This is a genomic window from Streptacidiphilus pinicola (assembly GCF_003258295.1).
Lineage (GTDB): Bacteria > Actinomycetota > Actinomycetes > Streptomycetales > Streptomycetaceae > Streptacidiphilus > Streptacidiphilus pinicola.
This window is the reverse complement of the sequence record NZ_QKYN01000132.1, coordinates 1-14,003: the sequence shown is the minus strand read 5'-3', so window position 1 is coordinate 14,003 and position 14,003 is coordinate 1. Positions and strand designations below refer to the sequence as shown.

10 protein-coding genes are annotated in these 14,003 nt (G+C 72.9%); 1 reads left to right on the top strand and 9 read right to left on the bottom strand.

The window, feature by feature from the left end:
• Positions 1–5: 5 nt before the first annotated feature.
• The 9 genes from DN069_RS30295 to DN069_RS30255 form a co-directional block, all read right to left on the bottom strand.
• Positions 6–623, bottom strand: a complete 618-nt coding sequence (locus tag DN069_RS30295; RefSeq protein WP_207892320.1) for a 3-isopropylmalate dehydratase small subunit — start codon at positions 621–623, stop codon at positions 6–8.
• 64 nt (positions 624–687) lie between these two features.
• Positions 688–2,103, bottom strand: coding sequence for a 3-isopropylmalate dehydratase large subunit (locus DN069_RS30290; RefSeq protein ID WP_111506396.1), 1,416 nt, complete (start codon positions 2,101–2,103; stop codon positions 688–690).
• 47 nt (positions 2,104–2,150) lie between these two features.
• Positions 2,151–2,945: an SDR family NAD(P)-dependent oxidoreductase gene (locus DN069_RS30285; protein WP_111506394.1), complete on the bottom strand. Its 795-nt coding sequence runs from the start codon at positions 2,943–2,945 to the stop codon at positions 2,151–2,153.
• 33 nt (positions 2,946–2,978) lie between these two features.
• A complete protein-coding gene (locus DN069_RS30280; RefSeq protein WP_111506392.1) occupies positions 2,979–3,455 on the bottom strand; it encodes a type II 3-dehydroquinate dehydratase in 477 nt (158 codons plus the stop codon).
• A gap of 30 nt (positions 3,456–3,485) precedes the next feature.
• Complete coding sequence (locus DN069_RS30275) at positions 3,486–4,979, bottom strand: MFS transporter (protein ID WP_111506390.1); 1,494 nt, start codon at positions 4,977–4,979, stop codon at positions 3,486–3,488.
• 5 nt (positions 4,980–4,984) lie between these two features.
• Positions 4,985–5,896 (bottom strand): fumarylacetoacetate hydrolase family protein, encoded by a 912-nt coding sequence (locus DN069_RS30270; RefSeq protein ID WP_111506388.1) that lies wholly within the window; start codon positions 5,894–5,896, stop codon positions 4,985–4,987.
• Positions 5,880–7,091 carry an enolase C-terminal domain-like protein gene (locus DN069_RS30265; RefSeq protein WP_111506386.1) on the bottom strand — a complete coding sequence of 404 codons (1,212 nt, stop codon included), beginning with the start codon at positions 7,089–7,091 and terminating at the stop codon, positions 5,880–5,882. The genes DN069_RS30270 and DN069_RS30265 overlap by 17 nt, the downstream gene beginning before the upstream one ends.
• Positions 7,084–7,965, bottom strand: coding sequence for an alpha/beta hydrolase (locus DN069_RS30260; RefSeq protein WP_111506384.1), 882 nt, complete (start codon positions 7,963–7,965; stop codon positions 7,084–7,086). Before DN069_RS30260 ends, DN069_RS30265 begins: the two co-directional genes overlap by 8 nt.
• 14 nt (positions 7,966–7,979) lie before the next feature.
• Positions 7,980–9,644 (bottom strand): GH3 family acyl-acid amido synthetase, encoded by a 1,665-nt coding sequence (locus DN069_RS30255; protein WP_111506382.1) that lies wholly within the window; start codon positions 9,642–9,644, stop codon positions 7,980–7,982.
• A 313-nt stretch (positions 9,645–9,957) separates the two neighbouring features.
• Here DN069_RS30255 and DN069_RS30250 point away from each other — a divergent pair, with 313 nt between their 5' ends.
• Positions 9,958–13,914 carry a type I polyketide synthase gene (locus DN069_RS30250; protein ID WP_165845708.1) on the top strand — a complete coding sequence of 1,319 codons (3,957 nt, stop codon included), beginning with the start codon at positions 9,958–9,960 and terminating at the stop codon, positions 13,912–13,914.
• Positions 13,915–14,003 lie beyond the last annotated feature (89 nt).

Sequence of the window (14,003 nt, the reverse complement as noted above, 5' to 3'; positions counted from 1 at the left end):
GCCGGTCAGGCCGCGTGCCAGTGGTTGAGGTAGGGCAGCCGGCGGCTCAGCTCGGCGGCGGCCCCGCTCCCCTCGGCGAGCGTGGTCAGGCTGTCCCAGCTGCCCGAGACGAAGCGCTGCCGCAGCGACTCGTTGATCCGCACCGGCCGGACCGTCCCGCCGAACCGCAGCTGCTTGGCCTCGAGGTCGACGGTGACCTCGACGGTCGGGTCGGCGGCGATCGCCGCCCGGGCCTCGGCCGAGACCTCCGGCGTGAGCAGCACGCAGGGCAGGCCGATGGTGGCGGAGTTGCCCCGGAAGATCTCGCCGAAGCTGACCGCGGCGATCGCACGGATGCCCCAGCGGTGCAGCGCCTGCGGCGCGTGCTCGCGGGAGGACCCGCAGCCGAAGTTCTCCCCGGCGACCAGCACCCGGGCCCCGGCGTGCTCGGGTGCGTCGAAGGGGTGGACCTGTCCGGCCGCCTTGGCGTTGCGGCGGTCGCCCTCGAAGACGAACCGCCCCAGGGCGTCGAAGCTGAGGGACTTCAGATGGCGGGCCGGAATGATCCGGTCGGTGTCGATGTCGTCGCCCTCCATGGCGATGGCGGTGCCGCTGACGGTGACGACGGGCTGCAGGGAGACCACGGCGGGGTTGCCTTTCTGACGCTGTTTCGGGTGCTGGGGGGGAACGGCTGGACGGGGCGAGCGGTCAGCGGTTGGTCGCGAAGACCTCGCGCGGATCGGCCACGGCGCCCCGCACGGCCGCCGCTGCCACCGACAGCGGGGACATGATCAAGGTCCGGCCGGTCGGGGAGCCCTGGCGGCCCTTGAAGTTCCGGTTCGACGAGGAGGCGGCGGTCTCGCCGTCGTTCAGGCGGTCCTGGTTCATCGCGATGCACATCGAGCAGCCGGGCTGCCGGAACTCGAAGCCGGCCTGCTCGAAGACCTTGTCCAGGCCGCGCTCGACCAGCTGCGCCCGCACCTCCTGCGAGCCGGGAACGGCCAGCGCCCGCACACCCTCGGCCACCTTGGCGCCGCTGCGCCGCAGCGCCTCGGCCACCTCGACGAAGTCCGACAGGCGCCCGTTGGTGCACGAGCCGAGGAAGGCGACGTCGATGCCGATCCCCTCGACCGGCTGCCCTGCCGTCACCCCCATGAAGGTCCGCGCGTCGGCCAGGGCGGCCTCCGCCGCCGCGTCCGCGGCGGCGCCGGGGACGTGTCCGTCCACCGGAACCGACTGGCCGAGGTTGACACCCCAGGTGACCATCGGGCTGATCTCGGCGCCGTCGAAGACCACCCGGTCGTCGTACGGGGCGTCCGCGTCGGAGGCGAGCGAGCGCCACCAGTCGACCGCGCGGTCCCAGTCCTCCCCCTCGGGGGCGCTGGGCCGGCCCCGCAGGTAGGCGAAGGTCGTCTCGTCGGGGTTGCAGTAGCCGACCAGGGCCCCGCCCTCGACCACCATGTTGCAGACGGTCATCCGCTCGTCCATCGACATCGCGTCGACGACCGCCCCGCCGAACTCGTAGGCGAACCCCACGCCCGCCTTGGGGCCGAGACGGTGGATCACGTAGAGGATGACGTCCTTGGCGGAGACGCCGGGCCGCAGCGCGCCGGTGATGTCGATCCGGCGCACCTTGAGCCGGTTGACGATCACCGACTGGGTGCCCAGGACGTCCCGCACCTGGGAGGTGCCGATGCCGAACGCCAGGGCGCCGAAGGCCCCGTGGGTGGCGGTGTGCGAGTCGCCGCAGACGATGGTCAGGCCGGGCTGGGTGAGCCCGCGCTCCGCGCCGATCACGTGCACGATGCCGTTCTCGCGCCGCTCCGCGGAGAGGAAACGCAGCCCGAACGACGCGGTGTTGTTCTCCAGCGCGGCCAGCATCGCCTCGCTCTGGGCGTCGGCGAAGGGCCGCGCGACGTCGTCGGTCGGGATGATGTGGTCGACCGTGGCGACGTTGCGCTCCGGATAGGCGACCTGGAGGCCGCGTTCGCGGAGCATGGCGAAGGCCTGGGCGCTGGTCGCCTCGTGGATGAGGTGCAGGCCGATGAACAACTGGTACTGGTCCTCGCCCAGTTCACGGACGACGTGCTGATCGAACACCTTGCGGTACAGGGTGGACGCCATGGGGCAGGGGCTCCTCGGGGTCGTGGGGATGAAGAGGTGGCCGCCGGTCAGGCGCTGCTGCCGGCCGTGACGCCGCCGTCGACCGGCAGGGTCTGGCCGGTGACGTAGCCGCTCAGCGGACTGGCCAGCCACACCGCGGCGTTGGCCACCTCCGCCGGGGTGCCGAGGCGCTTGAGCGGTGCCCGGCTGGAGCGCGCCTGCAGCGCTCCTGCGTCCTCGTACAGGGAGCGCAGCATGTCGGTGTCGGTCGAGCCGGGGCTGACGACGTTGACGCGGATGCCGGAGCCCGCGTACTGCAGCGCCGCCGACTTGCTCAGGCCGACCACCGCGTGCTTGGTCGCCGAGTACAGGGGGCTCCTGGCGTGTCCCAGGTGGGCCGCCACGGAGGCGCAGTTGACGATGGAGCCGCCGCCGTTCTGCAGCATCCGCGCCACCTGGTGGCGCATGCAGCGCCACAGGCCACGCAGGTTGGTGCCCACCACGAGGTCGAAGTTCTCCTCGTCGTCCTCGTGCAGCGGGCCGAACCGGCCGAAGGTGCCGGCGTTGTTGAACGCCACGTTGAGCCGGCCGAAGCGCTCGGCCACGGCGTCGACGAGCGCCACCACGTCGGACTCGCGGTCGACGTCGCACCGCAGCACGAGCGCGTCGTCGGGGTCGGGCAGCAGCTTGCGGGTCTCCTCGAGGTGTTCGAGGCGTCGGCCGGCGAGCGCCACGTGGGCGCCCGCCTCGGCGAAGGCCACCGCGGCCGCCTGACCGATGCCGCTGCCGGCTCCGGTGATCAGCACGACGCGGCCGTCCAGACCGAACGAGGAAGGGGAGAGGGAGGAAGGGGAGGCGGTCACTGTTCGCTCCAGGAGGGTGTGGGGTGCGTCCGGTCAGGCCTGGCGGTCGGCTGCCGCGGCCGGCGCGTAGCGCTGGACGATGAGCCGCAGGGCCAGCTCGTAGCCGTAGATGCCGCAGCCGCAGATGACCGCGGCCGCCGCGGGCGCGGTGACGAGCTTCTCGTGGTAGCCGCCGCGGGAGACCACGTTGGAGATGTGCACCTCGACGACCGGGGTGCTGATGACGTGGACCACGTCCCGGACCGGCAGGCTGGAGTGGGAGAGCGGGCCGGGGTTGAGGATCACCGCGTCGTAGTCGTGACGGGCCCGCTGGAGTGCGTCGACGACGTCGCCCTCCGAGTTGTGCTGGGCGAAGTCCACCGCGACGTCCAGCTCCTTGGCGAGCCGGGTCACGTTGTCCGTGACGTCGGCGAGGGTCGCGGTTCCGTAGAGGGCGGGGTCCCGCTCGCCCAGCAGGTTCAGGTTGGGGCCGTTCAGGACGAGGACACGCAGGGCGGGGCTCTGGCTCATGGGAGGCTCCGATCTCGGGTCGGTCTGAGGTCAGTTCGCCGTGCGGGGTGCGACGGCGGTGTCGGTGGTGCTGCGGGGGGCGACACCGGGGCCGGGGGCGACGAGGGCCGCCGGGTCCAGCCGGTCGGCGACGCGCTTGGCGGTGTCCTTGGCCCAGGCGCTGGTGGTGGTCACGGCGAGGACCGCGATCACTGCGCCGCAGCCGACGACGATCCACCAGCCGGCGTGGCTCGCCGCGTCGAACTCCCCGGTCACCTGGCCGTGGAGGCCCGCGGCCAGCACGCTGCCGATGATCGCCACCCCGAGCTCCTGGCCGACGAAGCGGCTCGTGGAGGCGATCGCCGAGGCCACACCGGCCTGGGCGCGCGGCATGCCGGAGACGGCGGTCGAGGTGATCGGCGCGTTGACCATGGCGAACCCGACGCCGAACAGGGCGAAGGCGACCAGGACCCACCAGTCCGGGGTGTCGCGGCCGAGCGCGGTCAGCATCAGCCCGCTCAGCATCACGGCCACGCCGGCCAGCAGCAGCGGGATCCGCGCGCCGCGGGCGCCGGCGATCCGCCCGGACACCGGTGCCAGTAGAAGCGTCATGGCGGCCATCGGCAGCAGGTAGAGGCTGCTGCGCAGGGCGGAGAAGCCCCGGGCCTCCTGCAGGTAGAGGTTGCTGAGGAACAGGAAGCCGCCCAGCGCCACGAAGGCGGCCACCGCCGTCAGGGTCGCGCCGGAGAACGGGATGCTGCGGAAGAAGCGCAGGTCCACCAGAGGCTCTGTGCGGCGCGTCTCGTAGCCGAGCAGCGCGATCAGGGCGACCGCCGAGACGCCGAGGCAGACCAGGATCTGCGGCGAGGTCCAGCCCACCCCGGTGGCCTGGATCACCGCGTAGGTCAGCGGCAGCAGGAACACCATCACCAGCAGCTGCCCCACCGGGTCGAGGCGGCGCGCCCTCTCCGCGCGCGACTCGGGGATGAAGACGAGGGTCAGCACGATGGCCAGGACGCCCACGGGGACGTTGACCCAGAAGATGGACCGCCAGCCCACTGTCCCCACCAGCACCCCGCCGACGAGCGGCCCGGCCGCCATGCTCGCGCCGTAGACGCTGCTCCATACGCCGAACGCCCGGGCCCGCAGGGCCGGTTCGGGGAAGGTGGTGGAGATGATCGACATGGCGATGGGATTGAGCATCGCCCCGCCGACGGCCTGCAGCGCCCGGAACGCGATCAGCCAGCCGCCGGAGGGCGCCAGGCCGCAGAGCAGCGAGGCGACCGTGAACACGGCCAGGCCGGTCAGGAAGACCCGCCGCCGGCCCCAGCGGTCGGCGGTGGCGCCGGCGGTCAGCAGCAGCGTCGCGAGCACCATGGTGTAGGCGTCCGCGATCCACTGGAGGCTGGACACCGAGGCGTTCAGATCCTGGTGGATGGCCGGGAGGGCCAGGTTGACGATCGAGTTGTCGAGCGCCGTGATGAACATGCTCAGGCAACTGGTGGCCAGGATCAGCCGGCGCCGCGCGGTGACGGCAGGGGACATGTGGATCAACCTCCGTGGTGCGGGTGGAACCTGAGCGGGTGGGACAAGGTCACGCCGTGACTGGCGAAGCCGATGGTGATCACGTCGCCGTCCTGGGTGCGGAAGCCCGCGTGGAAGCTGCTGCGGTCGGCGCCGAGGAACACGTAGTGCACGAGGCCCGGGCGAAGCAGGGCGTGGTGGGCGAAGAGGCGCGCCATCATGGTCGGCACGTCGTAGTGGAGCGCGTCGGTGCCGGTGGCGAAGGTGCCCTTCCAGGCCGGGACGCCGTCGCGTTCGACCACGACCTCGCCGGTGACCGAGCGCGGCGGCTCGGCCAGGTGCAGCCACGGCGCCAGGCCGGCGTCGCAGAGCTTGGCGTAGGACAGGTGCCCGGGGTGCTGCTTGAAGCGGCCGATGTCGGTGAGGTCGTTGCCGAAGGTGTAGCCGACGTAGCGGGGCACGCCCGTCTCGTCGCCGACGTACACCAGCACCACCTCCGCCTCCTCGCAGACGGCGACCGCGTCGGCGGGGACGGCCAGCGGCTCGCCGGGGACCCGGAGGCTGTCGCCGGAGCCCTTGACGAACCAGGTGGGCTGGTCCGGCACCTCGGCGTCGACCTTGACGTTGTGGGTCATCATGAAGCCGCTGACCAGCGCGTCTCCCGCGTGAGCCGGCCGCAGGGCCGGCAGCATCCGCACGCGGTGCCGCCGGGCGGGGGAGACCTCGACGGGGGTGCGGCCCTCCGTGAGCCGCGCGACCGCAGCCGCCACGTCACCGCCCGCGGCGGGCAGCCCGCCGACCAGGGTGGCCCCGGCCGGGCTGACCCCAGCCGGGGTGGCCTCGCCCAAGGGGTGGAGCAGCAGCGGATCCTGATCGTTCGGCAGGCCGAGGCCGAGCCAGCGCTCGCCCTCGTACTCGCACTCATAGACGATTGTCACGGTGGACCCCTCCTGACGGCGTCGTGGCGAGCGGAGCCCAGTCCGGAGCCCCCTCGGTGTACCGCGCCACCGCCCAGGGCGCGGCGCGGTCGGTGAGCGCGAGGCCGAAGCCCGGTCCGGGCGGCGGCTCGACGGTGTTGGCCGAACGGTCCACCGCGGGGCGGGGCGTGACGACCGTCTCGGGGAAGAACCGGTCCGACTGGCCCGCCTCGACGGTGAACGCGTCGGGGTGGGCGAAGGCCAGCGCCCGGCCCGCGTGGATGAGCGGACCCACCTCCGCGACCTGCACCCCGATCTGGAAGCCCAGCCCGGCGTGGCGTGCGACGTCGATCAGCCGGGCCGCGCTCACCGGGCCGCCGTTCTTGGCGACCCGGATGTTGAAGGCGTCGCAGGCACGGAACTCCACCGCCGTCAGGGCGTCGTGGAGGGTGCACACGGACTCGTCCAGCACGACGCGCACCCCGGAACCGGCGCGCAGCCGGGCGAGCTCCGCCCACGCGCCCTTGGCCAGGGGCTCCTCGACGAGGTCGGCGCCCGCGTCGGCCAGGGCTGTCAGCCGGGCCGGGGCCTCATCCGCGGACCAGCTCATGTTGGCGTCGACCATGATCGGGACCGCGTCCCCGAGGCGGGCGCGGATCGCGCCGACCGTGGCCACATCGCGGCGGATGTCGTCGGCCGCCTTGACCTTGACGAAGTGGAACGGACTGCGGGTGTCGAGGAACTCCTCGACGTCGAGGCTGAGATCGAGCACCTGCGACACCGGGAGCGCGGCCGGGCCGGCGGCGGGCTTGCCCGAGGCCGGCGTCAACTCGACCCCGTTCAGGCCGAGTCGGCGGCCCAGCAGGTCCAGCAGCGCGGTCTCCAGCAGGCAGAGCAGGTTGTTGCCGCCGTGCAGGCCGAAGGCTCCGGAGACACCCTCCTGCTGGACCCGGGCCAGCAGTTCGGCCGGGTCGGCCTCGCGTAACCTGGCGAAGAGCCGGTCCAGCGGGACCTGCTGGAGCGCAGCCGCCACCGAGTGGCTCGTCTCACCGGTGACGTACGCCCGGGGGGCGCACTCGCCCAGCCCGGCCGTGCCGTCGACCTCCAGCCGCAGCAGCAGGCTGTCCGCGGTGGCACGTCGCTTGGCGGGATGGTCGAAGCCGACAGCCATGGGCAGCTCGACCCGGTACAGCTCGGCCATGGCCGGCTCAGACATCGCGGTCCACCCCTTGGATCAGGGTGAAGGTGGACGCCCAGTCGACCAGCCGGGAGCGGACGTCGGTGTAGAAGAGGTAGTGCTTGTCCGTCGGGTACTGGAGCAGCGCGCCGTTCGCCCCCGTCATGCGCCGGAACGCGACGCGGGCGTCGTCGAGGTCGATGATCGGGTCCCTGGCCCCGGAGACGTACGCGGCCGGGACCGGCGGCAGCGGCTTGCGGGGCCGCACGTAGAGCTCCTCCAGGCCGAGCAGGACCCCGCGGGAGCGGTGGGTCAGCGCGCGCACCGCCAGGTCGTCGTGGTCGATGAAGTGGCGGTGGCGGACCTCGTCGGTGAAGTCCTCGGACTTGAGCCCGGCGTCCCACAGCTCCAGGGAGGTCTCGGCGGCGAGGGCGCGCCGCTGCTCCTCGTCCAGGGTGGCGTGCAGCCTGCCCAGCCAGGCGGAGCAGAAGATCGCCGCGTCGTAGCGGGTGGTGAACTCCGGATGGTGCATCAGGGCGGCCATGAAGGAGCCGCCCAGGCAGTGCCCGAACAGCGACAGCGGGACCGCGTCGCCGATCTCGCGCCGCACGTGCGCCACGGCGGTGAGGTAGTCGCGGACCACGGTGTCCACGTCGGGGAGGTCCTGACGGTCGCCCCCGCTGATGCCGCTGCCGCGGCGGTCGAGCACGTAGAAGGCGACGTCGTTGTCGGCGAACTGCGGACCGACCTCCCACAGCCAGCCCGCGTGGGACTGGAGCCCGTGGAAATAGAAGACCGCGCCCTTGACCTGCCCCCGCGGCCGCCACAGGTGCAGGGCCAGCTCGGTGCCGTCGACCGGCAACGCCGCTATCTCCCTGCGGGTGTTCTGCGGCGGCCTCTTGGTCTCGATCACGTCCCAACTCCCTTTCAGCGACCGGTGAGCGCGGTGACGAAGTCGACGTCCCGCTGGAACGGCCGGTACTTGTACTGGGTGGTGTTGCCGGCCTGACGGTGGCTCTCGACGTAGGCGGCGATGGCGTCCCGCGGCACGGTGGCGACCTCCGGTGCGCCGAGCCGGCCGCTGTCGCGCTTGGAGGCGTACTCGATGTTGATCTCGTGCAGGGCCGAGTCCACGGCCCTCGACAGCGCCCGGTCCAGCCGCGGCGAGGGCTCCGGGACCTCGGCCACGACGTCGTAGTAGGGCGGCTCCGACCAGCGCGGGCCGCACATGTAGAGCCCGAGGCCGAGACCCTCGGTCGCGAGGCCCCGCTGGACCGCCGAGGCGACCTGGGACTCGGTGAGCTTCTCGCCGGTGAAGGAGTGGAAGACCCCGTCGCGGTGCACGAAGTGGATCCAGGGGGTGCCGTCGACGACGCGGTCGACGTGGTAGACGTCCCCCGTCCACAGCCGGTAGAGGCCGTTCCCCTGAGTCATGATCAGGTGGTAGTCCTGGCCGGGCTCGACCTCGTCGAAGAGCAGCGTCGGCACCGGCTCCCCGGTCTCCAGCAGCTCGCCCAGCGGGACCGAGGCGGGCACGAACTCGAAGAACGCCTGGGACACGGCCAGCGGTTGGCTGTGCAGCGAGTCGTCCACCGGGATGGTGGTGACGCCCTCGGTGCCGCAGCTCATGAAGGGCAGCCGGTCGACGCCCGGGAAGATGGCGTCGAGCTTGCTCGCGTACAGGCCGGCGGAGGCCGAGAGCCAGCAGGTGTAGAGGGTGAGCGAGGGCCACACGTCCGTGAGCGTGAACTCCGGCCGGGACAGCGCCTCCTCGAGCCGACGGGCTCCGGCCACGTCCGGCCGCGCGTACGGCCGGCCCTCCAGCGTCCCCGAGCGGACGTCGTCCACCAGCTGATCCCGGTGCTCGGCCAGCAGGTCGCGCAGCGAGATCAGGGTGCTCGGGTTGATCGAGGAGATGTAGTGCAGCTCCTTGCCGACCAGGTTCCGGATCCGGTGGTACATGCGGCCCTCGTGGCTGCTCGGCACCTCGGGCCCGAACCACGGCGACTCGTACCACGGCGGGTTCCAGTCGCGGCTGTTGACGCGGGGGTGCCGGTTGCTGATCGCCTGGTGGCCGATGCCGTGCACGAAGTCGAAGACGTCCTCGCGCACCGTCTGGGTGTCGAGCGTCGCGTACGGGTGGGCCAGCAGCTCGGGGTGGTACTCCAGGTACGTCCCCCACATCGCCTTCATCGCGGGGATGCGGTAGGTGAGGAGCCAGTGCAGGGTGTAAGGCACCAGCTTGGGCGCCCCGGTGGTGCCGCTGGTCTTGAGCCAGCGCAGGACCGGACTGCACGTCAGGGTGCCGCCCTTGGTGCGGGTCTCGTGCTGGATCTCCGGGACGAAGTCGTCGTAGCGCATCACCGGCAGCACCGAGCGGAAGCGCCGGTGGTCGTCGGCCACGACGTCGTAGCCCCGCTCCCGCCAGTGCACCGAGCCGGCGCTCATGTCGACGACGTCGGCGAGGACGCGCTGCTGGGCCAGGGCCGGTTGCTTGAGATCGGTCAACAACGAGTCCCGGGCCTGCCGGCACTCGTCCGCGAACGGCGCGCGGCGGTCGAACCAGTGTTTCTGCCAAAGAGGTGTGTCCACGGCTGCTCCTGAGAAGTCTGAAGGACCTACGGCCGGGGCCGGCCCGCTCGCAGCGGCCGGCGTCTCAACTGAAGCACATTCATGAACTCAAGTCCAACAGACGACTCCAGTCAAGCCCCGATCACCCCTCGGACTGACATGGACTTCCCCCTCGCCCGGAGTGCACGGCGCGTCAAAACCCTGTTAAAGGACGGCTCAAGGCGTTTCGGCGCGCTTGACAGGGTGTCGGCTCCCGTCACTCGTCCGGGGAAAATCGGAGGACAACTTTGGCCTCGGGTATATGCTTGGATCATCCACTGGGGGAGGTCTTGGAATGTACCGAGCTGAACCGATCGCGATCATCGGCATGGCATGCAGGTTCCCGGGGGCGGCCGGGGTCGAGGAGTTCTGGAGACTCCTGGAGGGCAACTCCGACGCCGTGGTGCCCGTCCCGTCGGACCGGTTCGACGTCACCGCCTGGTACGACGCCGAGCCCGGGACCCCGGGCCGGCTGGTCTCCCGGCACGGCGGCTTCCTCGACGGCGTCAACGACTTCGACGCCGCGTTCTTCGGCATCTCGCCGCGCGAGGCCCGCACCATGGACCCGCAGCAGCGCCTCCTGCTGCACGTCGTGTGGGAGGCGTTCGAGGACGCCGCGATCCCGCCGGCCTCGGTCCGGGGCGGCGGTGGTGGCGTCTTCGTCGGCCAGGCCACCGCCGAGTACGCCGAGGTGACGGGCAGTCACACCACCGCCGACGTACGGGCCATGGCGGGCGGCCGGCTCCGGTCCGTCACGGCGGGCCGGGTCTCGCACGCGTTCGACCTGCGCGGGCCGAGCCTGGTGATGGACACCGCGTGCTCGTCCTCGTTGGTCGCCGTGCACACCGCGCGTCAGAACCTGCTCGCCGGGGAGTGCAGCCTGGCGGTCGCCGCCGGGGTCAACGTCATCCTCTCGCCCACCGACGCCATCGCCTACTCACAGGGGCGCATGCTCGCGCGCGACGGGCGCTGCAAATTCGGCGACGCCTCGGCCGACGGCTTCGTGCGCAGCGAGGGCGTGGGCGTGGTGCTGCTCAAGCGCCTCTCCGACGCGCTCGCCGACGGCGACACCGTCCGGGCGCTGCTGCTGGGCAGCGCGGTGACCAACGACGGCGACGGCAGCGGCCTGCTGCTGCAGCCGGCCGTGTCCGGGCAGGCGGCGATGTTGCGCGCCGCCTGGCGCAGCGCCGGCGTCACGCCGGCCGAGGTGGACTACGTGGAGGCGCACGGCACGGGCACCGTCGTCGGCGACGGGGTGGAACTGCGCGCCCTCGCCGAGGCGATGGGCGAGGAGCGCCCGGCCGAGCCGCTGCTGGTCGGCTCGGTGAAGACGAACATCGGCCACACCGAGGCGGCCGCCGGCATCGCCGGGCTGATCAAGGCGGTCCTGGTGGCCGAGCGCGGCACGGTCCCCGCGTCCCTGCACCTGAGCTCACCTCAGGCCCAGCTCACCGAGCCCGGCTTCCCCGTCGCCGTCGTCGACCGCAACACCGCGCTGCGCCCCGGGGGCGAGCGGGCGGTGCTGGGCGTCAGCTCGTTCGGCATCTCGGGCACGAACGCCCACGCGGTGATCGGCCAGTACGTCCCCGAGCCGGCGGCTGTGCCCGCTGCTCAGTCCGCTGCCCGGCCCGGGGCCGGGTTCGCGAGTGTGCCGGAGGCGGGCGGGTTGGGCGCAGATGACGTCGCCGCGCCGCACCTGCTCGTCCTCAGCGCCCGTACGCCGGGCGCGCTGCAGCGCCTGGCGCTGCGTCACGCGCGGTATCTCGGGCCCGACGGCCGCGGCCGGAGCCTCGCCCTGCGCGACATCTGCCGGTCGGCAGCCACCGGCCGGGATCAGCACCCCTTCCGGCTCTGGGCCGTCGGTGACTCCCACGACGCCCTGGCCGACGTGCTGCGTTCCCTGGCCGAGGGCAGGCCCACCCCGGACGGCGGCCTGCACGAGGCGGGCTTCGGCGGCGCCCACGCGGTGGCGTTCGTCTTCCCCGGCCAGGGGTCGCAGTGGCGGGGTATGGGCCGGGAGCTGCTGCGGACCTCCCCGGCGTTCCGAGCGGCCATGGCCGAGTGCGACACGGCCCTGCGCGAGGAGCTCGGCTGGTCCGTCCTGGAGCTGCTGCTCGACGCGTCCGCCGATCTCCCGGACGCCGTCGAGGTGGTGCAGCCCGTGCTGTGGGCCCTGGAGGTCGCGCTCGCCGCGCACTGGCGGGCCATGGGTGTGGATCCGGACCTCTGCGTCGGCCACAGCATGGGTGAGGCCGCGGCCGCCTGCGTCGCGGGCGCGCTGTCCCTGGCGGACGCCGCCCGGGTGATCGCCCGGCGCAGCCGGCTGATGCAGCGCCTCGCGGGACGCGGCGCGATGCTCGCCACCGAGCTGTCCCCGCATCAGGCGCGCGAGCTCGTCTCCGGCTACGGCGACGAGGTCTGTGTGGCGGTGGAGAACTCCCCGCACGCCACCGTGCTGGCCGGCGACCCGGCCCTCCTCGACAAGATCGCCCGGGAGCTGGACCGGCGTCAGATCCTGTGCCGCCAGGTCAAGGTCAACGTCGCCTCCCACGCCCCGCTGATGGATGAGATACGCGAGGACCTGCTGGCCGAGCTCGCCGCCCTCGAGCCGTCGGCGCCGCACACCCCGATGTTCTCCACGGTCCGCTCCGCCGCGGTGGAGGGCCCCGTCCTGGACGCGGCCTACTGGGCGGACAACCTGCGGCAGCCGGTGCGCTTCGCCGACGCGGTCCGGCACGTCGTCGAGGGCCGGACGGTGGTCTTCGTCGAGGTCAGCCCGCACCCCGTGCTCAGCCAGGCGATCGAGGACGTGCAGGGAGCGCTGGCTCTGCCGGCGACGGTCGTCACGACGCTGGTACGGAACCAGAGCGAATCGGCCCAGTCGGCGCGGGCGCTCGGCCGCGCCTTCGGCCTGGGCGCGGCGGTCGACTGGCGGCGCTGGTACGGCGACGACACCACCCGTGTGCCCCTGCCCCTCTACCCCTGGGACGCGGAGGACCACAGTGCCGAGCCGGAGTCGAGCGCCCCGGTGGAGACGCCCGGCCGCGCCGACCGGCAGCAGCGCCTGATACGGCTGTCCCGGCTCGGAGTCGCGGCGGCGGGCGTCGGGGTGACCGTCCGTGGGATGACGCCCGTTCCCCCGGTGCTGTACCTCCAGGCGGTCGCCGAGACGGTGCGCGACCTGGTCGGCGAGGGCCCGGTGGAGCTGCGGGACGTCCGCATCGGCGACACCCTGCCGTCTGTGCCGGAGGCCACCGGGACGACCCTGGCGATCAGCTTGGAGGACGCGACCGGCGGCGCCCGTCCGGGCGCCGGGGGAGAGCTCGGGTTCGAGGCCGAGGCGCTGTTCGACCGGTCGGGCGAGAGCGTCCTGTGCGTGACCGGCGTCGCCCGGGCCATGTGTGACGCGGGCGCCGAGGGGGCCCCGCCCGTGGGCACGTCGCAGACCGTGCCGCTGGACGTGATGCTGACCCGCTGCGCGGAGTTCGTCCCGGGGGCGGAGTTCTACCGCAGGGCCGAGGCGTTCGGCTACTCCGTGGCCCCCGAGCTGCAGCTGATCCGTCAGATGTGGCGGCGGGAGGGCGAGGCGGTGGCCCGCCTGCGGGTCCCCGCCGTCTCGGGTGCCGGAGCACTGGAGGCCGGGCTCCTGGCCATGCTCGGAGCCTGGCCGCACCACACCGGCACGGACGGTCCGCCGCCGGTGTACGTGCCGCTCTCCTTCGAGCGCGTGCTGCTGGTCGCGCAGCCGGAGGGAGAGGTCTGGTGCCTGGTCCGGTTCGCACCCGAGGGTGACGGGGACAGTGCCCGCTGCGACGTCACGCTCACCACCGCGGACAACCGCGTGCTGGCGGAGTTCCAGGGCATCACGCTGCTGCGGCAGCCAGGCGGGGCTCCCGTGCGGTCGGCGCGTGCTGCGTCCATGCCCGTGCCCGTGCCCGTCGTGACGCCTCCGGCCCCCGCGCTTCCGTCCCTCGAGCGGGTGATCCAGCGTGAGCCGGCAGGCGCCGCGGTCCAGGCCACGCACCTGCCCGAGGACCGGATCATCGCGCACGCCGCGCAGGTCCTCGGGACCACGGTCGACCGCGTCGACCCGCGACGGCCCTTGCGTGACCTCGGCCTCGACTCCCTGATGGCCGTTCAGCTCCGCCGTCTGCTGGAGCAGGACCTCGGCGTCCAGGTGCCGGCCAGCCGGCTGCTGGGCCGCGAGAGCACCGCCGCCCTGGCGGCCGAGTTGGCGGGAGCACACGCCTGACGGCGCCCCCGCGCCCCGGCGCCCACCGCGCCGACCGCCCGCACCCACTGCGTTGCCGCCCTCCCGAGTCCCACGTGCGGGCCCCACCC